Origin of the sequence: Mesorhizobium sp. M1C.F.Ca.ET.210.01.1.1 (assembly GCF_004791585.1) — a bacterium.
In the GTDB taxonomy this organism is placed as follows: domain Bacteria; phylum Pseudomonadota; class Alphaproteobacteria; order Rhizobiales; family Rhizobiaceae; genus Mesorhizobium.
Genome location: NZ_SRUU01000018.1, coordinates 26,325 through 47,949 on the forward strand (window position 1 = coordinate 26,325; position 21,625 = coordinate 47,949).

At 65.6% G+C, this 21,625-nt stretch carries 15 protein-coding genes; 3 read left to right on the top strand and 12 right to left on the bottom strand.

Annotated features, from left to right (window positions below; all coding sequences use genetic code 11):
• Positions 1 to 2: 2 nt before the first annotated feature.
• A complete protein-coding gene (locus EN853_RS20260) occupies positions 3 to 950 on the bottom strand; it encodes a DMT family transporter (RefSeq protein ID WP_127861289.1) in 948 nt (315 codons plus the stop codon).
• 153 nt (positions 951 to 1,103) lie between these two features.
• Between EN853_RS20260 and pepN the strand changes: the two genes are divergently transcribed.
• Positions 1,104 to 3,749 (top strand): aminopeptidase N, encoded by a 2,646-nt coding sequence (gene pepN / locus EN853_RS20265; RefSeq protein WP_127861288.1) that lies wholly within the window; start codon positions 1,104 to 1,106, stop codon positions 3,747 to 3,749.
• Between the two features lie 16 nt (positions 3,750 to 3,765).
• On the opposite strand, the gene EN853_RS20270 is transcribed toward pepN, so the two are convergent.
• The 3 genes from EN853_RS20270 to EN853_RS20280 are packed head-to-tail and all read right to left on the bottom strand — an operon-like array spanning position 3,766 to position 6,809.
• Entirely contained in the window at positions 3,766 to 4,362 is a 597-nt protein-coding gene (locus EN853_RS20270) for an NAD(P)H-binding protein (protein ID WP_127861287.1), read from the bottom strand.
• On the bottom strand, positions 4,359 to 5,342 hold the full coding sequence (locus EN853_RS20275) for an aldo/keto reductase (RefSeq protein WP_127861286.1): 984 nt from the start codon (positions 5,340 to 5,342) through the stop codon (positions 4,359 to 4,361). Before EN853_RS20275 ends, EN853_RS20270 begins: the two co-directional genes overlap by 4 nt.
• Before the next feature lie 27 nt (positions 5,343 to 5,369).
• On the bottom strand, positions 5,370 to 6,809 hold the full coding sequence (locus tag EN853_RS20280) for an MFS transporter (RefSeq protein WP_127861285.1): 1,440 nt from the start codon (positions 6,807 to 6,809) through the stop codon (positions 5,370 to 5,372).
• Between the two features lie 121 nt (positions 6,810 to 6,930).
• On the opposite strand from EN853_RS20280, the gene EN853_RS20285 reads away from it, so the two are divergent.
• Together EN853_RS20285 and EN853_RS20290 are read left to right on the top strand one after the other, a co-directional pair.
• Positions 6,931 to 7,824 (top strand): LysR family transcriptional regulator, encoded by an 894-nt coding sequence (locus tag EN853_RS20285; protein WP_127861284.1) that lies wholly within the window; start codon positions 6,931 to 6,933, stop codon positions 7,822 to 7,824.
• Between the two features lie 169 nt (positions 7,825 to 7,993).
• Positions 7,994 to 10,315 carry a PAS domain-containing sensor histidine kinase gene (locus EN853_RS20290; protein WP_127861283.1) on the top strand — a complete coding sequence of 774 codons (2,322 nt, stop codon included), beginning with the start codon at positions 7,994 to 7,996 and terminating at the stop codon, positions 10,313 to 10,315.
• A 49-nt stretch (positions 10,316 to 10,364) separates the two neighbouring features.
• On the opposite strand, the gene EN853_RS20295 is transcribed toward EN853_RS20290, so the two are convergent.
• The 8 genes from EN853_RS20295 to ccmI form a co-directional block, all read right to left on the bottom strand.
• Complete coding sequence (locus EN853_RS20295; protein WP_167524539.1) at positions 10,365 to 13,340, bottom strand: bifunctional [glutamine synthetase] adenylyltransferase/[glutamine synthetase]-adenylyl-L-tyrosine phosphorylase; 2,976 nt, start codon at positions 13,338 to 13,340, stop codon at positions 10,365 to 10,367.
• Positions 13,340 to 14,821 carry a HAMP domain-containing sensor histidine kinase gene (locus EN853_RS20300; RefSeq protein WP_127861281.1) on the bottom strand — a complete coding sequence of 494 codons (1,482 nt, stop codon included), beginning with the start codon at positions 14,819 to 14,821 and terminating at the stop codon, positions 13,340 to 13,342. Before EN853_RS20300 ends, EN853_RS20295 begins: the two co-directional genes overlap by 1 nt.
• A gap of 7 nt (positions 14,822 to 14,828) precedes the next feature.
• Positions 14,829 to 15,503 carry a response regulator transcription factor gene (locus tag EN853_RS20305; RefSeq protein WP_127861280.1) on the bottom strand — a complete coding sequence of 225 codons (675 nt, stop codon included), beginning with the start codon at positions 15,501 to 15,503 and terminating at the stop codon, positions 14,829 to 14,831.
• A 331-nt stretch (positions 15,504 to 15,834) separates the two neighbouring features.
• Positions 15,835 to 17,385: a Do family serine endopeptidase gene (locus EN853_RS20310; protein WP_127861279.1), complete on the bottom strand. Its 1,551-nt coding sequence runs from the start codon at positions 17,383 to 17,385 to the stop codon at positions 15,835 to 15,837.
• A 130-nt stretch (positions 17,386 to 17,515) separates the two neighbouring features.
• Positions 17,516 to 17,980: a cytochrome c-type biogenesis protein gene (locus EN853_RS20315; protein ID WP_127861278.1), complete on the bottom strand. Its 465-nt coding sequence runs from the start codon at positions 17,978 to 17,980 to the stop codon at positions 17,516 to 17,518.
• The gene (locus tag EN853_RS20320) at positions 17,977 to 19,968 is read right to left on the bottom strand and encodes a heme lyase CcmF/NrfE family subunit (RefSeq protein ID WP_127861277.1); all 1,992 of its coding nucleotides are present in this window, start codon (positions 19,966 to 19,968) and stop codon (positions 17,977 to 17,979) included. Before EN853_RS20320 ends, EN853_RS20315 begins: the two co-directional genes overlap by 4 nt.
• Before the next feature lie 2 nt (positions 19,969 to 19,970).
• Positions 19,971 to 20,411: a cytochrome c maturation protein CcmE gene (ccmE, locus tag EN853_RS20325; protein ID WP_127861276.1), complete on the bottom strand. Its 441-nt coding sequence runs from the start codon at positions 20,409 to 20,411 to the stop codon at positions 19,971 to 19,973.
• A gap of 3 nt (positions 20,412 to 20,414) precedes the next feature.
• The gene (ccmI, locus tag EN853_RS20330; RefSeq protein ID WP_127861275.1) at positions 20,415 to 21,551 is read right to left on the bottom strand and encodes a c-type cytochrome biogenesis protein CcmI; all 1,137 of its coding nucleotides are present in this window, start codon (positions 21,549 to 21,551) and stop codon (positions 20,415 to 20,417) included.
• Between the last annotated feature and the right edge of the window lie 74 nt (positions 21,552 to 21,625).

Genomic DNA, 21,625 nt, shown 5'->3' on the forward strand with positions numbered 1-21,625 from the left:
CCTTATCCCTGCGGCGGAGTGGCCCGCCTTGTCCGCGTGCGCTCCAGACCCAGCTGCCTTTCGCGCCAGATGATGAAGGTGCCGGCGGCCACCACGATCACGCCGCCTACAAGCGTGTTCAGCGACGTCACGTCGCCGAAGACGAAATAGCCGACGACAACGCCGAGGATCATCGAGGTGTATTCGAAAGGCGCCACGACCGAGGCCTCGGCATGGCGATAGGCGGCTGTCATCAGGATCTGGCCGAGCCCGCCGCAGAAGCCGGCCACGACAAGCAGCGCGGCCTGCATCGGCGTCAGCGCCTGCCAGCCGAAAGGCAATGTGAACAGCGCCAGCACGCTTGCCGTCGAGGAGAACCACAGCACGATGGTCGCCGTCTTCTCGGTCTGCACGAGATTGCGCACCAGAAGCATGGCGACGGCCGAGATCGCCGCGGCGATCAGCGCCGCCATGACGCCCAGCACTTCCTGATCGTCGAGCGCCTCGTCGGAATTCAAGAGCGTCAGTTCCGGCCAGGAGATGATGAGCACGCCAATGAGACCGACGGCAACCGCGCTCCAGCGATAGACGCGGATCGTCTCGCCGAGGAAGACCGAGGAGAACACCACGACCAGCAGCGGCTGGGCATAGTTCAGCGTGATCGCCTCCGGCAGCGGCAACCTGGTCAGCGCGAAGAAACCGAGCCCCATGGCGCCGACGCCGACGAGCCCGCGGGCGATGTGGTTGAACGGCCGTTTCGTGGTGAATGCCGTGCCAAGCTGTCCCGTGAACGCCAGGAAGGCGATGATCGGGAAGATGGCGAAGAAGGAGCGGAAGAAGACGATCTGCCCGGCGGGAACATCGCCGGCCGCCTTGATGCAGGTCTGCATGCTGACGAAGACCGCCACGGAGACGATCTTGAGCGCAATGCCGCGCAGCGTGCTGTGGCCGACGGCATGATCGACGGTCATCTTGCCTCGTGACGATGGTCGGAAACGAAGCCCAGAAATAGACCCTGGCGCGGTTTTGTCGAGTGACTGTTTCGTGTAAAGAGCGCGGACTTCACAATTCCTGCGCCAGCAACGCCCGCTGTCCGCACGAAAATCGACAGGAAAACCAACGGAATGCGCACCGATACCGGCCAAGTCTTCAAACTCGAAGACTATCGCCCCAGCGACTATCTCATTCCGCGGACCGAACTCGATTTCCGCCTGTCGCCGGATGCCACGCGTGTCACTGCCCTGCTTACCGTCGAGCGGCGCGAGGGCGTCGCCGTTTCGGCGCCGCTGGTCCTCGACGGCGACGGGCTGACGCTGCTCGGCGTGGCGATAGACGGGCGTGCGCTCGCGCCGGCGGAGTACCAGGCGACGCCGGACCAGCTGACCATTCTGACGCCGCCGGCGGCACGGCGCTTCGAGCTTCGTCTCGAGACCGAGATCGCGCCGTCCAGCAACGAGGCCCTGATGGGCCTCTACCGGTCCAGCAATGTCTATTGCACGCAGTGCGAGGCAGAGGGCTTTCGCCGCATCACCTATTTCCTCGACCGCCCCGACATCCTGTCGGTCTACACCGTGCGGATCGAGGCGCCGCACAACGAAGCGCCTCTGCTGCTCTCCAACGGCAACCCGATTGAAAGCGGCGCGCTGGCCGACGGCCGGCACTATGCCGTCTGGCATGACCCCTTCCCCAAGCCGTCCTATCTCTTCGCGCTGGTGGCCGGCGCGCTCGGCAAGGTCGCCGGCAGCTTCACCACCATGTCCGGCCGCGAGGTCGAGCTCGGCATCTATGTCGAGCCAGGCAAGGAACGGCTTGCCGGCTACGCGATGGATGCGCTGAAGCGTTCGATGAAGTGGGACGAGGAAGCCTTCGGCCGCGAGTACGACCTCGACGTCTTCAACATCGTCGCCGTCTCCGACTTCAACATGGGCGCGATGGAGAACAAGGGCCTCAACATCTTCAATGACAAATATGTGCTGGCCGACGAGGAGACCGCGACCGATGCCGATTTCGCCAATATCGAGGCGATCATCGCGCATGAGTATTTCCACAATTGGACCGGCAACAGAATCACTTGCCGCGACTGGTTCCAGCTCTGCCTGAAGGAAGGGCTGACGGTTTACCGCGACCACGAATTCTCCGCCGACCAGCGCTCGCGGGCGGTCAAGCGCATCGCCGAGGTGCGCACGCTGCGCGCGCATCAATTCCCCGAGGACCAGGGGCCGCTGGCGCACCCCGTGCGGCCGCGCCGCTACCGCGAGATCAACAACTTCTATACCGCGACCGTCTACGAGAAGGGCTCGGAGGTGGTGCGCATGATCCGCACCATCCTCGGCGCCGAACTCTTCCGCGCCGGCATGGACCTCTATTTCGAGCGGCATGACGGCGAGGCCGCGACCATCGAGGATTTCCTCAAAGTGTTCGAGGACGTTTCGGGCCGTGACCTCGCGCAGTTCGCGCTCTGGTACCATCAGGCCGGCACGCCGAACCTGACGGTCAGTTCCTCCTACAATGCGGCGGCGAAGGCATTCACGCTGGAGATCGAACAGTCGGTGCCGCCGACGCCGTCGGAAAGCCGCAAGCGGCTGATGCACATTCCGCTGGCCTTCGGGCTGGTCGGCGCCGGCGGCAAGCCGGTCGCCTGGGCGGCCGCCGACGGCGCCACCGTCGAGGACGGCGTCATCCATATCCGCAAGCGGCGACACACGGTAAGCTTCTCAGGCGTTTCAGAGCGGCCGTCCGTGTCGCTCAACCGCGGCTTCTCGGCGCCGATCACGCTTTCGGTGCAGCAGAAGGCCGAGGATCAGTTCTTCCTCGCCAGCCATGACAGCGATTCCTTCTCGCGCTGGCAGGCGTCCAACACGCTGCTGACCGATGCGCTGATCGCGGCCTTCCGCCAGGTGCTGGGCGGCAGGGCGCCGGCCTTTTCGCAAGAGCTCGCCGAGCTTGCCGGCAGGATCGGAGGCGACGAGACGCTGGAGCCGGCCTACCGGGCGCTGGCGCTGGCGCTTCCCGGCGAGGCCGACATTGCCCGTGACATCGGCAAGGGCATCGACCCCGACGCCATCTTCGCCGCCCGCGAGGCACTGGCGCGGACCATCGCCGTGGCGAACCGCGGGGGCTTCCGCGCGCTCTACGACAACCTCGCCGACAAGGGTCCGTTCACACCCGACGCCGCGAGCGCCGGACGGCGGGCGCTGCGCAACATCCTGCTCGACTATCTTTCGCTGCTGCCAGAGGGCGCGGCACTTGCCGGACGGCACTTCCATGCCGCCACCAATATGACCGACCGCGCCGCCGCTCTCACTGTGCTGGCGCACCGCCATGCCGGCACACGCCAAGCAGAGGAGGCGCTGGCGACCTTCGAGGCGAGGTATCGCGGGGATGCGCTGGTGCTCGACAAATGGTTCCAGATCCAGGCAGGCGTGCCTGGCGAGCGGACCGTTGAAAAGGTGCGCGCGCTGATGCAGCATCCCGCGTTCTCGATCGCCAATCCCAACCGGGTGCGCTCGCTGATCGGCACCTTCTCCAGCGCCAACCAGACCGGCTTCCATCGTACCGACGGCCAGGGCTACCGCCTCTTCGCCGAGACCGTGCTCGAGGTCGAGAAGCGCAACCCGCAGGTGGCGGCACGGCTGGCGACAGCGCTCAGGTCCTGGCGCTCGCTGGAACCGGTCCGGCAGAACAAGGCCAGGCAGGCGCTGCTGCAGATCGCCAATGCCGAGAACCTGTCTGCCGATCTGCGCGACATCGTGGAGCGGACACTGGCGTAGCGATGGAGCGCCCCAGTCAGCTGAGTGGATCAGACCGGCTTACGCCAAGGCTGGAACGGCTATGCAGGCCGGGTGTCGTCGCCAACTTGACGATCAGATCGGACAGGCTATTCAGCGATACGTCATGTCCCCTGAACGGCTCGCCTTTTTGTGTGATCTGGTAGTCGACGTCGTCGTCGTTGATGAACCAGCCGGGGCGCAGGATCGTGTAGTCGAGGTCCGACTGCTCGATCAGTGCCGCGGAGTCCCGGTAGGGATCGAGAACACTCCGGTATCGTTCGCCTGGAACCTCGCCATATATGCCCATCGAACTAATGAAGATGAGCCTCTTCACACCGGCGGTATGCATTGCGTCGATGATCGCGCGTGCCTGCCGGGCCATATCGCCGGCCAGGTTGGCGTAGACAACATTCTGATCCCGCATAGCCGCCGTTAGCGTTTTCTGGTCGAGTACGTCGCCCTCGACGATGCTCACCCTTTGCGGTGCCGGCTTGCCGATCCGGCTATCTCGCCGCAGATAGAGCGTAAGCGTCGCATCGGTCTTCTCCAGCAAGATCCTGGTGGTGTTGCGCGCTAGCTTTCCATTAGCGCCGAGGACCAGAACCCTGGTCATCGGCCGACCCGCGCCTGCAGATGCGCCGGATAGCGGTCGCCCTGCACGGTGATCACGGAGACGGCGCTTTCGATGGTACGCAAATCGTCGGCCGTCAGCGCGATGCCGGCCGCGCTGATATTTTCCTCCAGCCGGTGCAGCTTGGTGGTGCCGGGGATCGGCACGATCCACGGCTTCCGGGCTAGCAGCCAGGCCAGTGCGATCTGCGCCGATGTCGCCTGCTTGGCCGCTGCGACAGCGCCGAGCACTTCAACCAGCGCTTGGTTGGCTTTGCGCGCCTCGGTCGAAAAACGCGGGACTACGTTGCGGAAGTCGTTGTCGGCGAATGTCGTCGTCTCGTTGATGGCACCGGTCAGGAAACCCTTGCCGAGCGGGCTGAACGGCACGAAACCGATGCCGAGCTGCTCTAGCGTCGGAATGATCTCCGTCTCGGGCTCGCGCCACCACAAGGAATATTCGCTCTGCAGGGCGGCGACCTCCTGCACGGCATGCGCGCGGCGGATGGTCTGGGCGCCAGCTTCCGACAGGCCGAAATGTCCGACCTTGCCCTCGGCGATCAACTCCTTGACCGTGCCGGCGACGTCCTCGATCGGCACTTCGGGGTCGACGCGGTGCTGGTAGAACAGGTCAATGCGGTCGGTCCTGAGCCGCTTCAACGCGGCCTCAGCCACCTCCTTGATATGCGCCGGCCGGCTGTCCATGCCACGCGACACCTCGCCGCCGGCGAAGCCGAACTTGGTGGCGATCACGACCTTGTCGCGGACCGGCGCCAGCGCCTCGCCGACCACTTCTTCATTGACGAAGGGGCCGTAGGCCTCGGCGGTGTCGAAGAAAGTGATACCGCGTTCGAACGCCGCGCGGATCAGTTTGATGGCCTGCGTCCTGTCCGTCGCCGGCCCGTAGCCGTAGCTCAGGCCCATGCAGCCGAGACCGAGGGCCGAGACTTCGAGGCCGGTACTCCCAAGTTTGCGTTGTTGCATCGTGATTGCCTTTCGATTCCGGTGGACTCAGGCGCTCGCGCTGTTTGCAACCGCTTGCGCTGCGCCGCGTGGCCGCGCGATCAGCACCAACACGATGAGCAGCGCGAGCGCCAGCATGGCGGAGCCGGCGGCGAGCGCCGCGCCGAAGCGATAGGCGAGCAGATCCCGGCCACCCAGCGGGCCGGCGCCGATCACGGCGACCGCGACAAGAACGGCAAGGCCGAGCGAATTGCCGAGCTGATGGGCGACGTTGACGACGCCCGAGCCAGCGCCGGCATCCTCCGACGCCACGCCGGCGATGCCCGATGTGGTCAACGGGCTGAGTGTCATGCCTTGGCCGGCGCCGATCAGCATCATCGGTAATGCCACGCCCGTCCAATAATCCGTGCCAAACGAGGCGCGGCTGAGCCAGGCCATACCGAAAAGTGCAAGGGCGAGGCCGCCAGCGAGCACACGCCCATTGCTGAGCCGGCGCGTCAGCTGCGGTACTACCATCGCCACCGTGAAGTTCATCATTGTCATCGGCAGGAAAGCCATGCCGGTGAGCGAGGCCCCGTAGGCAAGGACCCCTTGCAAATATTGCGTGGTGAAGAAAAAGAAACCTATCATGGCACCGAGGAACAGGATGCGAGCGGCGTAGGCGCCGGCGCGCTCACGGCTGGCGAACAGCCGCAGCGGCATGATCGGCTGCTTTGCCTTCCATTCGTTGAGTATGAAGATACCGAGCAGGACCGCGGCACCGGTCAGCGAGGCCTGGGTAACACTGTCCGCCCAGCCGCTGTCGGCCGAACGGATGAAGCCGTAGACAAGGGCCGCCATGCCGACGGTCGAGGTCAGCGCGCCGATAATGTCGAGCTGACCGGCACTCTGTTCGGTCTCAGCGATATATCGCCGCGCCGCGACGATCATGGCGATGCCGATCGGCAGATTGATCAAGAAGCCGACGCGCCACGAGATCCAATCGGCCAGAAGGCCGCCCAGCACCAGCCCCACGCTCGCCGCGATGCCGGCTACGGCGCTATAATAGGATACGGCGCGCGTGCGCTCTGGTCCTTCGTCGAAGGTAGTCTGCAGCAAGGCGAGCGTCGAGGGTGCCAGAATAGCTGCGCCGAAGCCTTGAACGGCGCGTGTGCCGATCATCCAAGCGACCGATTGCGCGGCTCCGATCGCCAGCGAGGCAAAAGTGAAAAGGGCGAGGCCGACCATGAGCATGCGCCGGCGGCCGAGAATATCGCCCGCCCGCGCACCCAAGAGCAGGAAGCCACCAAAGGTCAAGGTATAGGCACTCTGTACCCATGCCAGCCCGGCGTCCGTGAAGCCGAGTCCTTGATGAATCCTGGGCAGACCGGTGAGCACGATCGAAGTGTCGAGCACAATCATCACGTAGCTGACCAGGATTATCGCCAGGATGGCGGCCTTGTTCAATCCGGACGCTGCGGCCTGCGAGCCGGCTCCTTTGGTGTTCATGGTCAATGTCCTGGTTGATGTGCTGCCGACATTCGCGACTGCAGGTGACCGACATTTAACGCGTGCATCGCTATGCGATTAGACGCTAGAATGCGCATGAGCTTATGAGGAAGATTCATGAATGGCGCGCGAAAACGTCAATGACCTGCTCGCCTTCCTGGCCGTCGCGCGCGAGCGCAACTTCACCAGGGCCGCGGCGAAGCTCGGCGTGTCGCAGTCAGCACTGAGCCACACCATACGCGGACTTGAGGCGAGGCTGGGGCTGAGGCTTTTGACGCGAACCACACGCAGCGTCGCGGTGACCGAAGCAGGCGAGCGCCTGCTGGTTGGCATCGGCCCACGCTTCGACGAGATCGAGGCGGAACTCGCCGCGCTCAGCGAACTCAGGGAAAAACCCGCCGGCACCATTCGCGTCACGGCAGGCGAGCATCCGGCCGAGACGATACTGTGGCCAGCCTTGGCAAAGCTCCTACCGGACTATCCGGACATCAAGGTGGAGGTGATTGTCGACTACGGCCTGACCGATATCGTCGCCGAGCGCTTCGATGCAGGCATTCGTCTCGGCGAGCAGGTGGCGAAGGACATGATCGCCGTTAGGGTCGGGCCGGAGATGCGCATGGCGGTTGTAGGCGCGCCAGCTTACTTCGCTCGCCGCAGGCCGCCGCAAACGCCGCAGGAGCTCACAGGGCACGTCTGCATCAATCTGCGCTTGCCGACCTATGGCGGTATCTACGCCTGGGAGTTCGGGAAGGCCGGCAGTGAACTCAAGGTGCGGGTCGAGGGACAGTTGGTGTTCAATACCGTGGCGCTGAGGTTGAATGCGGTGCTTGCCGGCTTCGGACTTGCATATCTGCCGAAGGATCAGGCACGGCCGTACATTGCAAGCGGGCAGTTGATGCAAGTGCTGGCGGACTGGTGCCCGCCATTCCATGGCTACCACCTCTATTACCCAAGCCGCCGCCAGTCCTCACCGGCTTTCGCCGTGTTTGTCGAGGCGCTGCGCTATCGCGGTTGAGGCCGCTTATCATCAGGAAACCAGCGTCAGGCCATATATTTCAATCAACTTTTAATCTTTTTTGGCCCCGCCTCTGGACAAGGCGAATCACCTTTGATTCTTTACTGACGATTCGGGCGTGCGGCGTAGCCGGGTCGTCAAGTATGCGGCAAATCGGGGAGTGCCATTTATGGCCAAGACGGACGCGTGGGGCGCGCCCGGAGGGAAGGCTTTTGCGCGTCGCGAGGCAAGGGGCGACGGGCTTGCCGGCAACGCGCGCCTGATCGCGGAGCCCGCCTACCAGCGGCTGCTGGCGGCGGAGCCGCTGCTGCGCCGCGCGATACCGGCGCTGATCGTCATCTTCCTGATCGTCATCGCCGCACTGCGCTTCCTGTCGCTGGTGAACGAGCGCGACGAGGTCGAACGGGAGACCAAGGCGGTGCTGTCGCTCGCCGCTGGGCAGATGGCGCAAGCAATCACCGCAGACGCGAGCGCGGCTGGCGCCAATGCCACGGATCTCCTTGAGACCACCAGCCGCCAGGGTGCCATGGGCCGCAGCCATGTGCTGGCCATCACCGACGGCGCCTTCAAGATCATCGCCGTATCGCCGTTGTCGACAGGCTGGCAGGGGCGCGCGCTCGACAGCCTCGTGCTCGGCGGCCAGCCGCTGTTCATGTTCGGCGATCGCGCCGGCGTGATGGATGTCAGCATCGGCGGCAAGGACTGGCTTGCCGCCGTCAGTCTCGCGGGCGACCGCAAGAATGCCGCGGCGGTGCTCGTGCCCAAGGAGGTGGTGTTCGAGAGCTGGCGCAAGACTGTGTCGCTCAACGTCACGCTGTTCGTTTTGACGGCAGGCGTGCTGATCGTCATCCTCTATGCCTATTTTGGCCAGGCGGCGCGCGCCCAGGCGGCAGACCGCATCTATCTCGAAGCCCACCAGCGCATCGACATGGCGCTGGTGCGCGGCCGCTGCGGGTTGTGGGACTGGGACATGGTGCGCGGCAAGATGTACTGGTCGCGCTCGATGTACGACATGCTGGGCTACGAGCCCTGCGATACGATGCTGTCGTTCGGCGAGGTCGACGAGATCATTCATCCCGACGACGGCGATCTCTTCGAGCTCGCCAACCGCATCGTCGAGCGCGAGATCGACCATATAGACCAGGTGTTCCGCATGCGCCATGCCGACGGGCAGTGGGTGTGGATGCGCGCCCGCGCCCAGGTGATCGATCCGGAGGCGCCGGAGATCCAGCTGATCGGCATCGCCGTCGACGTCACCGAGCAGCGCCACCTGGCGCTGCGCTCGGAAGCGGCCGACATGCGGCTCAGGACCGCGATCGAGAACATCAACGAATCCTTCGTGCTGTGGGACGCCGCCGAGCGGCTGATCATGTGCAACTCCAAATTCCAGAAGGACAACGGGCTATCGGACCGCGACGTGGTGCCGGGCGCGACCCGCGACATGCTGGAGGAGCGCATGCTCGCCTTCGCCTCGGAGCGCAGGCTCGCCAATGCCAACGGTCCGCATGGCGGCGTGACGCTGGAGCGTCAGCTCGCCGACGGCCGCTGGCTCCAAGTCAACGAGCTCAGGACCCGCGATGGCGGCATCGTCTCGGTCGGCTCCGACATCACCCAGATCAAGCTGCACCAGGAAAAGCTGGTCGACAGCGAGCGCCGGCTGATGGCGACGATCCACGACCTCAGCCTCGCGCGCCGCGCCGAGGAGGAACGCGCCAAGGAGCTGGTCGAGCTCAACCGCAAATACATGAAGGAGACCGAGCGCGCCGAGGCCGCCAACCGGGCCAAATCGGAGTTTCTCGCCAACATGTCGCATGAATTGCGCACGCCGCTCAACGCCATCATCGGCTTCTCGGAACTGATGGAACAGCGCCTGTTCGGGCCGCTCGGTTCCGAACGCTACGAGGAATATGCCAGCGACATCAACGGCAGCGGCAAATACCTGCTCGGCGTCATCAACGACATACTCGACATGTCGAAGATCGAAGCCGGCCAGTTCTCGCTCGACCGCGAGGAGATCGACCTCTGCCCGCTGATCAAGGAAACGGTACGCGTCATCTCGCTGCAGGCGGCGGAAAAGTCGATCAAGGTCGAGACGCGCATCGCCGACTCCATGCGGCTTTACGCCGACCGCCGCGCCATCAAGCAGATCGCCATCAACCTCTTGTCCAACGCGGTGAAGTTCACCGGCCAGGGCGGCCATATCACGGTCCGGGCGCGCAGCGCCTCAGGCGCGCTGGTGCTGACCATCGAGGACAATGGCTGCGGTATCCCGAAACAGGCGTTGAGCAAGCTCGGCCGGCCGTTCGAGCAGGTTCAGAACCAGTTCTCCAAGAACCACACCGGCTCAGGGCTTGGGCTGGCCATATCGCGCTCGCTCGCCGAACTGCAGGGCGGCGCGCTGAAGATCCGCTCGACCGAGGGCGTCGGCACCATCGTGTCGGTGCGCATCCCGCTGAAGAAGCCGCCGCCCACGGTGAAGGCTGCGGCCTGAACTGCGGCCTGAAGTTTCGAAACGCTGGCGCGAAAGAATGAGACGCGGGTCAATCCCGCGAGGCCGCGTCCGCACGAAGCAGAAGGTCGAAATCCTTCCGGACCTTCCGCGACGTCTGCTTGAGATGTGCTTCCAGCACACCGAAATCCGGCAGGTCGGTGACCGCCAGAAGCAGATCCGAAAGCCCCGGCGGGACATCGTCGCGCTGGAACTCACCGGTAAGGCAAAGCCTGATCATCTGTGTCAGGGCGAGATAGAGCCGCCAGGCCTCGCAAAGCTCCTGCCTGACATCGACGCCGGCGAATTGGGGCGCGAGCCGCGCCAGCACGTCCGCCGTCGCCGTGATCCGGCGGCCGGGCTCGACATTGCCGGTGATGACCGCCACCTGGGCAATGAATTCGAGGTCGATGAGGCCGCCGGGGATCAGCTTGATGTCCCAGAGGTCGCGCGGCGGCTTTTCCTTTTCGATCAGCGCCCGCATCTCGGAGGCTTCCGCCTTCACCTTGGCGCCGTCGCGCGGCATCGCGAGCACCGCCGCGACATCCTCCTCGACCTCGGCGCAGAGTTCAGCGTCACCGCCGATGGCGCGTGCCCTGGCCAGCGCCATGTGCTCCCAGGTCCAAGCGTCCTGACGCTGGTACTTCTTGAAAGCGTCGACATGCGTGGCGACCGGCCCCTTGTTGCCGGATGGGCGCAGGCGAAGGTCGAGCTCGTAAAGCACGCCTTCGGCGGTCGGCGCGGAGACGGCAGCAATCAGCCGCTGCGTCATGCGGGTATAGTAGTGCGACGGCGCCAGCGGCTTCTCGCCATCGGAGTCCTCCGCATCCGCATCGTGATCGTAGAGCAGGATGAGGTCGACGTCGGAGCCGGCGGTAAGCTCGCGGCTGCCGAGCTTGCCCATGCCGAGCAGCGCCACTCTGCCGCCTGCGATCCTGCCGTGGCGCTGCGCGAACTCGGCAATGACCGCGTTGAGCGCGGCCTCGATGGTGAGGTCGGCGAGGTCGGAGAAGGCGCGCCCTGCCCGCGCGGGATCGATCGAACCGGCCAGCAGGCGCACGCCGATCAGGAATTTCTGCTCGGAGGCGAAGATGCGGAGGCGATCCAGCACGTCCTCATAGGCGCGGTCGCCCTCGAGGAAGGCGGCAAGACGCGCCGAAAGATAGGCTCGGTCCGGCAGTTCGGTGAGCAGCGCCGGGTCGAGCAGACCATCGAAGACATGCGGGCGGCGTGTGATGATGGCGGCGAGCCGCGGCGCCGCGCCCATGATCGTCGCCATAAGCTTGAGCAGCGCAGGGTTCGATTGCAGCAGCGAGAAGAGCTGGATGCCGGCCGGCAGGCCGGCGAGGAACTCGTCGAAGCGAATCAGCGCTTCATCGGCGCGCCGCGTCTGGCCGAAGGCTTGCAGCAGCGCTGGCGTCAGCTCCGTCAGCCGCTCGCGCGCTTCCGCCGACTGGGTGACGCGGTAGCGGCCGAAATGCCAGCCGCGGATGACGCGGCAGATGTCGCTTGGCCGCTGGAAACCGAGGCGATGCAAGGTCTGCAGCGTGTCGGGATCGTCGACATCGCCGGTGAAGACCAGGTTGCCGACGCCGGCCGAGAGTTCAGGCGCCGTCTCGAACAGCGCCGCGTAATGGCGCTCGACCTGCTGCAGCGAGGCGCGGAAGGCTTCGGCAAACGCCGCCTCGCCGGCAAAGCCGAGCATCAGCGCGATGCGCTCCAGCTCCTCGTCATCGTCAGGCAGGACATGCGTCTGCTCGTCGGCCACCATCTGGATGGCGTGCTCGACACGGCGCAGGAACCAGTATTGCCGGGTGAGCGCGTCGCGCGCATCCGCCGTGATCCAGCCGCGCGCGGCGAGCGCGCCGAGCATCGGCACCGTCTCGCGGCCGCGCAGCTCCGGGAAGCGGCCGCCGGCAATCAGTTGCTGCGTCTGAACGAAGAACTCGATCTCGCGAATGCCGCCGCGGCCGAGCTTGACGTTGTGGCCCTTGACCGCGATCTCGCCATGGCCCTTGTGGGCATGGATCTGGCGCTTGATCGAATGGACGTCGGCGATCGCGGCATAGTCCATGTATTTGCGCCAGACATAGGGCAGCAATTCCTTGAGGAAGGCGACACCCGCAGCGAGGTCGCCGGCCACCGGCCGCGCCTTGATCATGGCGGCGCGCTCCCAGTTCTGGCCTCGCGCCTCGTAATAGCGAAGCGCCGCCTCGACCGGGATCGCCAGCGGCGTCGAGCCGGGATCGGGACGCAGCCGCAGATCGGTGCGGAAGACATAGCCGTGCTCGGTGCGGTCCTGCAGGATGCGCACGAGGCGGCGGGTGAGGCGCGAGAACAGCTCCGTCGCGTCGAGCGGATCGACGACGGCCGGCGCATCGGGATCGAAGAAGACGACGAGGTCGATGTCGGAGGAGAAATTCAGCTCATGCGCGCCGAGCTTGCCCATGCCGAGCAGGATCCAGCCCGAGCCGCGCGCCGGCTCCTTCGGATCGGGCAGCTTGAGCTTGCCCTGCCCGTGCGCGTCCAAGAGCAGGAAATCGACGGCGGCACGTGTTGAGGCATCGGCCAGGTCGCTGAGACGGCGCACCGTCACCATGGTCTCGGCCTCGCCTGAAAGGTCGGCAAGCGCAATCAGGAAATGCGCTTCGGCCTTCCATTGCCTGAGCTCCATCATCAGGCTGGTTTCCGAAACAGTCTCGGCCCGCGCCGCGCGGCCGATCGCTTTGCCGATCTCGTTGAGCCGCGCTTCGATCGTCTGGTCGAACAGCGTGTCGAGGATGGCCGGCCGGCGGCGGGCCGTGTCGCGCAGGAACGGCGACAGGTCGAAGATGGCGGCAAGCAGATCCTGCGGCGGTCCCTCGCCTGCCAGGAACGTAGCGAGACGCACAAGGCCGTCTTCCTCGGCGGCGTCCGCGATCTCGGACAATTCCCGCCGCGCATGGTCGCCGTCGAGTGGGCGAAGCGCCAGCGTCGGGTGGAGCTGCCATCCGTTTTCGATCTTCTTCTTTGCCATCCTCGCCGCCATCAATGCGTCTCCCGTACCGGGAAACTCATGACTACGGACAATCCGGGATTGGCGGGCACAAGATCAAGCCTGCCGCTGTGGAAAGTCATGATCGCCTTGGCGAGGCTGAGCCCCAGGCCCGAACCCGGCTGCGAACGGCTCTTTTCCAGCCGCACGAAGCGCTCGGTGGCCCTGGCGCGGTCGGCGTCGTCGGGGATGCCGTGACCATTGTCGGTGACGGTGAGCTTGATCTCGCCGCCCGCGCGCGACAGCGTGACCAGCACTTTCGGGCTCTCGGCGGCGCCGGTCGAGTATTTGATCGCGTTGTCGACGATGTTCGACAGCGCCTGGCCGATCAGCTCGCGGTTGCCGTTGATGGTGACGGCTTCGGGTACGGTGGCCTCCAGCGCAACGCCCGCCTCCTCCGCCACCGGCTCGTAGAGCTCGACGACATCGCTCACCGTGGCGGCCAGGTCGACCGGACTGGTCGTCTCGGAGGAGTAGCCGGCCTCCAGACGCGAGATCATCAGGATCGCGTTGAACGTCTTGATGAGCTGGTCGGACTCGGCGATCGTGCCCTCCAGCGCCTGACGGTAGTCGGTCGTCTTGTGCTTGCCGGCAAGTGTGGCCTCGGCCCGGTTGCGCAGCCGGGTCAGCGGCGTCTTCAGGTCGTGGGCGATGTTGTCGGAGACCTGCTTCAGCCCCTCGTTCAGCATGGCGATGCGGGCGAGCATCGTGTTGAGGTTTGCCGACAGGCGGTCGAATTCATCGCCGGCGCCGGTGACCGGCAGGCGTCCGGAAAGGTCGCCGCCCATGATGCGGCGGCTTGCGTCGGACACGCTATCGATGCGCTTCAGCGCCGCGCGCCCGACAAAGAACCAGATCAAAAGCCCGCCGAGCCCCATCATCCCCAGCGCCAGCATCAGCGAACGCCTGATGACGGCGCGGAAGCGTTCGGGCTCGCCGAGGTCGCGCCCGACCAGCATGATCATCTGGTTGGGGAGTCTCAGCACCAGCGCGATCGCATTGTGGCCCTTCTCGCCTTCGGACTGCGGACTGATCTCACCAGTCTGGGGCGTCTGGGGCGTCTGGTCCGCCGCCCCGCTGCGCAACCGATCGAGCTCGCCCTCGCCGAAGCGCTGGTAGGAAAAAGGCTCGGTGGTCCAACCCTCGGTCTCGATGACCCCCGGCGCCAGGCTCTGCACGTTGCCGGTCAGGATCTGGCCGTTGGTGTCGGCGATCAGATAGAGATTGGCGCCGGGCTGGCGAGAGCGGTTTTCGACCACGCGCACCAGCACCGGCAGACCGCCGCGCTGGTAGGCCTGGGCGAGGCCCAGCACCTCGTCGTTGATGGTCTCCTGGGTCTGCGCGGTCAGCATGCGCGCCGACAACGAGGTCATGTAGAAGACCAGCAGCACAGCGCAGAGCGCGAAGAGCAGGAGATAAAGCGCCGAAAGCCGGGCTGCCGTCGTCCTCATGATGGCCGGCAGGGAAAGAGCCATTTGCTCCCTAGCCGCCTTTCAGCATGTAGCCGGCGCCGCGGATCGTATGCAGGATCGGCTTGTCGAAGCCCTTTTCGATCTTGCCGCGCAGGCGCGAGACGTGGACGTCGATGACGTTGGTCTGCGGGTCGAAATGATAGTCCCAAACATTCTCGAGCAGCATTGTGCGCGTCACCACCTGGCCGGCATGGCGCATCAGATATTCGAGCAGGCGGAACTCGCGCGGCTGCAGCGTGATCTCGCGGCCGGCGCGCTTGACCGAATGCGAAAGCCGGTCGAGCTCGAGGTCGCCGACGCGGTAGACCGTCTCGGACTCGCGCGCACTGGCGCGGCGGTTGAGTACCTCGACGCGGGCGAGCAGTTCGGAAAAGGCGTAAGGCTTGGTCAGGTAGTCGTCGCCGCCGGCGCGCAAGCCGGTGACGCGGTCGTCGACCTCGCCTAGCGCCGACAGGATCAGCACCGGCGTGGTGTTGCCGCGCGAGCGGAGCGCTGCGATCACCGACAGGCCGTCGCGGCGCGGCATCATGCGATCGACCACCATCACGTCATAGTCGCCGGCATCGGCCAGCGCGAAACCGGTCTCGCCGTCGCCGGCGACATGGGCGGTGTGGCCCGCCTCGGCGAAAGCTTTCTTGAGATAGTCCGCAGCCTCGCGATCGTCTTCCATGACGAGAATCTTCATGGAGCCGTTATACGCGATTTCACTGGAAGGTTGAGGGGCAGCCATGACTCCGCGCCTTTGTGTTCACCAGCCGCATGTCGTGATCCCGAAACCGGTAAAGCGGCAGCGGGTGATGGGAACCCGCTGCCGCCAGGAGCGAAACACGGTGACTGACTGACGTGCTCGGCCCCATGTTTTCCCGGCGGCGGCTCGGGGGTGTTGACGCCGCTGCAAGGAAAAGTCGCCAGAGCAATTCCGGGAAAAGCGTGAAGCGGCTTTCCGTTCGGAATTGCGTCAAACAAAGCGACAGAGCGGTTCCGCGTGTCCGTGAACGATGAACCGCTCTATCAGATCAGCCCTTGCCGACCGGCAGCGCGACGAAGCGGTTGCTATCGTCGCGGGTGATCTGCATCAGCACGGCCTTGCGGCCCGCCTTGGCGGCGTCCGTCATCGCCTTGGAGACGTCGTCGGTGGTGTTCACCTCGTTCGAATTGATCGAGGTGATGACGTCGCCGGGCTGGATGCCGCGGTCGGCCGCATCGCTTTCCGGGTCGACATCGGTTACCACAAGGCCCTTGCCGTTTTCCGACTTGGTGACGGTCAGGCCGAGATCGGAAAGCGTGTCGGCCTTGGCGGCAGGCGCCGACTGCTTGTTGTTGTCGTCATTCGAGGCCTGCTTGTCGCTCGAAGGCAGGGTCCCGAGATCGACCTTGACCGTCTCGTTCTTGCCGTTGCGCCAGACGGTGACGTCGACCGATTTGCCGGGCTGATAGGCGCCGATCACGCGGGCAAGTTCCTTCGGCGAGGCGACATCCTTGCCGTCGACCTGGGTGATGACGTCGCCGGCCACGATGCCGGCCTTCTTGCCGGGACCGGCGTCCTGGGCGCTCGAAACCAGCGCGCCCTTGTCCGACTTCAGGCCGAGCGACTCAGCGATGTCGGAGGTGACCGGCTGGATTTCGACGCCGAGCCAGCCGCGCTGCACGGAGCCGTTCTTCATCAGGTCTTCGACGACCTGCTTGGCGGTCGAGGCCGGAATGTCGAAGGCGATGCCGACGCTGCCGCCTGACGGCGAGAAGATGGCGGTGTTGATGCCGATCACTTGGCCGTTGAGGTTGAAGGTCGGGCCGCCGGAATTGCCGCGGTTGACCGAGGCATCGATCTGGATGAAGTCGTCATAGGGGCCGGCGCCGATGTCGCGGCCGCGGGCCGAGACGATGCCTGCCGTGACGGTGCCGCCGAGGCCGAACGGATTGCCGACGGCCACCACCCAGTCGCCGATGCGGATCTTGGAGTCGTCGGCGAAGTCGACATAGGTGAACTTGCCGCCGCCGTCGACCTTCAGCACGGCGAGGTCGGTGCGCGGATCGGTGCCGATCAGCTTGGCGTCGAGTTCCTTGCCGTCATTGGTGACGACGGTGAAGTCCGAGCCTTCCGAAACGACGTGGTTGTTGGTGACGAGGTAGCCGTCCTCGGAAATGAAGAAGCCCGAGCCTTGGGCAACCGGGCGCGGCCCGCCATTGCCGTGGTTGCGATGGCCGAACGGCCGCATGCCGAACTGCTGGCCACCCTGGTCGCCGAAGCCGCGGAACTCCTTGAAGAAGCGGCGCAGCTGCGGATTGTCGGGCAGGTTGTCGAAGCCGTCCTGGTCGTCGGAACCGTCATCGGCCGTCGGCTGGACCTTGGCCTTGACCTTGACGCTGACGACCGCCGGCGAGACGTGCTCGACGACATCGGCGAAGCTCGGGACCTGCGGCGCCTCGACACGCACCGCATCGGCCAGCACGGGGGCGGTGCCGGTGGCGAGCATGCCCGCGCCGACCGCGCCGACGACAGCCAGGGAAGCGACGGCGGCCATCAGGCGCTTGCGGGTGCCGGAATATGAATTGGGGGCAATATTCATGGGTTTCGTATCCTCTTTCGAAGGGATGCGCTCAGGCGAAGCATCCTCGGGCAAGAGGATTAGAGCCGCGCACATTACGGCGCCATTTCCGATACATGAAAGTTTTGTAATGTTCGTCGTGCGGGCCGGCTCAGTCGCGGCTCAGCATCTTATCCAGCGCCGCCTGCTCTTCCGCTGATAGCACTACCGATGCCGAACGGCGCGAGCGGGCGCTCAGCACAATGAAGATGCCGCCGGCCAAAAGCAGAAGCACAGGCGTGCCCCACAAAAGCGCGTTGCGCAGGCTGAAGCGCGGCTTCAGGAGCACGAACTCGCCGTAGCGCGAAACGATATAGTCCATCACCTGCTGGTCGGTGTCGCCGGCGACGAGGCGCTGGCGCACGAGGATGCGCAGGTCGCGGGCAAGGTCGGCGTCGGATTCGTCGATCGACTGGTTCTGGCAGACCATGCAGCGCAAGCCCTCGGAGAGAGCGCGCGCCCTCGCCTCCAATGCCGGGTCGGGCAGCACCTCGTCGGGCTTCACCGCTTGCGCGGCGCCGGCGAAGACCAGGGCCAGCAGCAGGACCAGCGAGGCGAGCGAAAATTTCGCCTTCATGTCGGGCTCGCGGATGCGGCGGCGGCAGCCGGCGTCCGCCGCTTGGCCGGCGCGCCGACGCGCAGGCGTCGGTCGGCGAGCGACATGGCGGCGCCTGCCATCATCACCAGGCCGCCGCCCCAGATCAGCGTCACCAGCGGCTTCCACCACAGGCGCACGACGACGGAGCCGTCATTGCCTTCGTCGCCGAGCGACAGATAAAGCTGGCTCAAGCCCAGCGTCCTGATGCCGGACTCGGTCGTCACCATCTGCCGCACCGGATAAAAGCGTTTTGCCGAGGTGATCTCGCCATCGGCATTGCCATCAGCGCCTATCAACTGGAAGCGGCCGCGATCCTCGGTGAAGTTCGGACCTTTCCGAGGAAAGAGCCCCTCGAAGCGAAGCGTGTGGCCGGAAAGCTCCACCGTCTCGCCGGCGCGCATGGTGAGGATCTTCTCGGTGCCGAACGACAGCGTGCCGACGATGCCGAGCAAGGTCAGCCCGAGGCCGAGATGGGCAAGGGCTGTGCCGAAGACCGAGCGTGGCAGGCCGGCAAAGCGCCTCAGCATCACGGCCGGCGCCACCGAGCCGACGCCTGATTTGACGGCAAGGTCGGTAAGCGCGCCTGCGACCAGCCAAACGGCGAGCCCGACGCCAATCGCGGCGAAGACCGAGGCGCCGTCGATGAACAGTCCGGTGGTGAGCACCGCGGCGAGCGCCAGTGCGAAGGCAGCCATCAGGCGCTGGGACGCGGCGAAGACATCGCCGCGCTTCCAGGCAAGCAGCGGCCCGAACGGCACGATGGCGAGCAACGGCAGCATCAGCGGACCGAAGGTCAGGTCGAAGAACGGCGCTCCGACCGAGATCTTGCCGCCGGTGATGGCTTCGAGCGCCAGCGGGTAAAGCGTGCCGACGAAGACCGTCGCGGCAGCCGTTGTGAGGAAGAGATTGTTGAGGACCAGCGCGCCTTCGCGCGAGGTCGGGTGGAACAGGCCGCCAGCGGTCAGCGTGGAAGCACGCAGAGCGAACAGCGCCAGCGAGCCGCCGATGAACAGCGTCAGGATGCAGAGGATGAAGACGCCGCGCGCGGGGTCGGTGGCGAAGGCGTGCACGGAGGTCAGCACGCCAGAGCGGACCAGGAAGGTGCCGAGCAGCGACAGCGAGAAGGTGAGGATCGCGAGCAGCAGCGTCCAGATCTTCAGCGCCGAGCGCTTCTCCATGACGATCGCAGAATGGAGCAGCGCGGTGCCGGCGAGCCAGGGCATGAAGGAGGCGTTCTCGACCGGATCCCAGAACCAGAAGCCACCCCAGCCGAGCTCGTAATAGGCCCAATAGGAGCCCATGGCGATGCCGCCGGTCAGGAACATCCAGGCGACGAGCGTCCAGGGCCGCACCCAGCGCGCCCAGGAGGCGTCGATGCGGCCTTCGATCAGGGCGGCGACCGAGAAGGAGAAGCAGATCGAGAAACCGACATAGCCGAGATAGAGCAGCGGCGGATGAACGGCGAGGCCGAGATCCTGCAGGATCGGGTTGAGGTCGCGGCCTTCGATCGGCGCCGGGTTGAGCCGAATGAAGGGATTGGACGTCGCCAGGATGAACAGGAAGAAGGCGGCGCCGATCATGCCCTGCACGGCAAGCACATTGGCCTTGAGCGTCGCCGGCAGGTTTGAGCCGAAAACGGCGACGAGCGCGCCGAAGAAGGTCAGGATCAGCACCCAGAGCAGCATCGAGCCCTCGTGGTTTCCCCAGGTGCCGGTGATCTTGTAGATCATCGGCTGCAGCGAATGGGAGTTCTCCCAGACGCTCGCCACAGAGAAATCGGAGCCGGCATAGGCGGCGGCGAGCGCCGCGAAGGACAGCGCGGTGAGCGCGAAGCCGGTGACCGCGACCGGACCGCCGACCGCCATCAGCCGCTGGTTGCCGGTGCGGGCGCCGACCAGCGGCACCAGCATCTGCACCAGCGACAGCGCAAAGGCGAGGACGAGGGCGAAATGTCCGGTCTCTACCATTGTCAGTTCGTGCTTTCCTGCCAGACGCCCTTCGCCTTCAGGCCGTCGGCGACTTCCTTGGGCATATAGCGCTCGTCATGTTTGGCTAAAACGCTGTCGGCGACGAAGACACCGTCCGGGCCGAATGTCCCTTCTGTGATAACGCCCTGATCCTCGCGGAAAAGGTCGGGCAGGATGCCGGTATAGGTGACCTTGACCGACTTCTCCTTGTCGGTGACCGAGAAAGCGACGGTGGCGCCCTGCCCGCGCACGATGGTACCCTTTTCGACGAGCCCGCCCAGCCTGATGCGCTGCCCGGGCTGGACGGTCGCCGTGGCGAGATCGGCCGGCATGTAGAAATAGGAGGCCTTCTGGCCGAGCGCATAGAAGGTGAGCCCGGCGGCAGCGCCGAGGAAGGCCAACCCCGCCACAATCACCGACAATCGCTTCTGCTTGCGGGTCATCTCTTACTCCGTCGCCGTCACGCCGAGGGAGGCGGCAAGGGCGGTGAATTTCTTGGCCTGCTCGCTGTCGGCGCCGAAGGCGGCTACAGCGCGGCCGAGCGCGTCGCGCGCCTGATCGGTCTTGCCGAGCACGACGTAGGAACGAATGAGCCGCATCCATCCTTCCTCGTCGCGCGGATTTTGCTTCAGCCGGTCGTCAAGGCCGGCGACCATGGTCTCGATCATCGCCTGCCGGTCCTGCGGCGACATCTGCTGCGCCGCCTCGACAGCTTGAGCATCCGGTCCGTTGGCCGGCGTGCTCGCCGCAACCGACGGCTCACCCGTCTCGGCGAGCGCTTGCTGGACGGCGCTGCGCCAGGGCGAATCCGGCGCTAGCCGACCCAGCATCTTTTGCCAGGCGGCAGCGGCTTCGGCCTTCCTGCCTTCCTGGGCAAGCCCCATCGCCAGATAGAAGTTCGCCTTGGGGTTGGCGGGATCGAGCTTCAAGGCTGCCTCGAAGGCGCCTTGCGCCTCGGCCGTGACGATGCCGCCGGCCGCATTGGCGATCGCCTCGCCGAGGCCCGCCTGGCGGGCGGCACTGTCGCCGTCGAGGCGGATGGCGTTGCGATAGGCCGTCACCGCGTCGGTATAGCGCTGCAGGCGCAGATAGACCGGCGCCAGCACGTCCCAGCCCTTGCCGTCCGACGGGTTGGCGGCGAGATGCGCCTCGGCGCGGGCGACCAGCTCGTCGACCGAGGAATCGGCCGGGCTCTTGGCGAGCCGTTCTGCAAGTGGCTGCGACGGCAGGTCCGGCGAGCCGAGCGCGCCGTAAAGCCCCCAGCTCACCAGCGGCACAACCAGCACGGCGGCAGTGGCGACCAGCCTTGCGGTTCGCGAGGGGCGCGACACTTCCACGCCCGACTGGGCGCTCGGTCCGAGACGCAGGATGCGACGGCCGATCTCGGCACGCGCTTCCTCGGCCTCGCCCGGCTGGATCAGGCCGCGCGCCATGTCGCGGTCGAGCTCGGAAAGCTGATCGCGATAGACTTCGAGGTCGTGATCGCCGGCGGCCGACGCGCCTTTCGGGCCGCCGGCCAGCGGCAGCAGGACCGCCAGGCTGGCGCCGAGCGTGAGCATTGCGGCTATGATCCAGAACAGCATGGCTATTCCAATAACGGCAGAGCCCTGCCCTGCCAACACGACCTTCGTGCGACGCTTTGACGGCGGATGCGTCG

Excerpts from the sequence above, each read along its gene's own strand:
- EN853_RS20260 (WP_127861289.1), bottom strand. The coding sequence starts at position 950 with ATGACCGTCGATCATGCCGTCGGCCACAGCACGCTGCGCGGCATTGCG.
- pepN (WP_127861288.1), top strand. The coding sequence starts at position 1,104 with ATGCGCACCGATACCGGCCAAGTCTTCAAACTCGAAGACTATCGCCCC.
- EN853_RS20270 (WP_127861287.1), bottom strand. The coding sequence starts at position 4,362 with ATGACCAGGGTTCTGGTCCTCGGCGCTAATGGAAAGCTAGCGCGCAAC.
- EN853_RS20275 (WP_127861286.1), bottom strand. The coding sequence starts at position 5,342 with ATGCAACAACGCAAACTTGGGAGTACCGGCCTCGAAGTCTCGGCCCTC.
- EN853_RS20280 (WP_127861285.1), bottom strand. The coding sequence starts at position 6,809 with ATGAACACCAAAGGAGCCGGCTCGCAGGCCGCAGCGTCCGGATTGAAC.
- EN853_RS20285 (WP_127861284.1), top strand. The coding sequence starts at position 6,931 with ATGGCGCGCGAAAACGTCAATGACCTGCTCGCCTTCCTGGCCGTCGCG.
- EN853_RS20290 (WP_127861283.1), top strand. The coding sequence starts at position 7,994 with ATGGCCAAGACGGACGCGTGGGGCGCGCCCGGAGGGAAGGCTTTTGCG.
- EN853_RS20295 (WP_167524539.1), bottom strand. The coding sequence starts at position 13,340 with ATGGCGGCGAGGATGGCAAAGAAGAAGATCGAAAACGGATGGCAGCTC.
- EN853_RS20300 (WP_127861281.1), bottom strand. The coding sequence starts at position 14,821 with ATGGCTCTTTCCCTGCCGGCCATCATGAGGACGACGGCAGCCCGGCTT.
- EN853_RS20305 (WP_127861280.1), bottom strand. The coding sequence starts at position 15,503 with ATGAAGATTCTCGTCATGGAAGACGATCGCGAGGCTGCGGACTATCTC.
- EN853_RS20310 (WP_127861279.1), bottom strand. The coding sequence starts at position 17,385 with ATGAATATTGCCCCCAATTCATATTCCGGCACCCGCAAGCGCCTGATG.
- EN853_RS20315 (WP_127861278.1), bottom strand. The coding sequence starts at position 17,980 with ATGAAGGCGAAATTTTCGCTCGCCTCGCTGGTCCTGCTGCTGGCCCTG.
- EN853_RS20320 (WP_127861277.1), bottom strand. The coding sequence starts at position 19,968 with ATGGTAGAGACCGGACATTTCGCCCTCGTCCTCGCCTTTGCGCTGTCG.
- ccmE (WP_127861276.1), bottom strand. The coding sequence starts at position 20,411 with ATGACCCGCAAGCAGAAGCGATTGTCGGTGATTGTGGCGGGGTTGGCC.
- ccmI (WP_127861275.1), bottom strand. The coding sequence starts at position 21,551 with ATGCTGTTCTGGATCATAGCCGCAATGCTCACGCTCGGCGCCAGCCTG.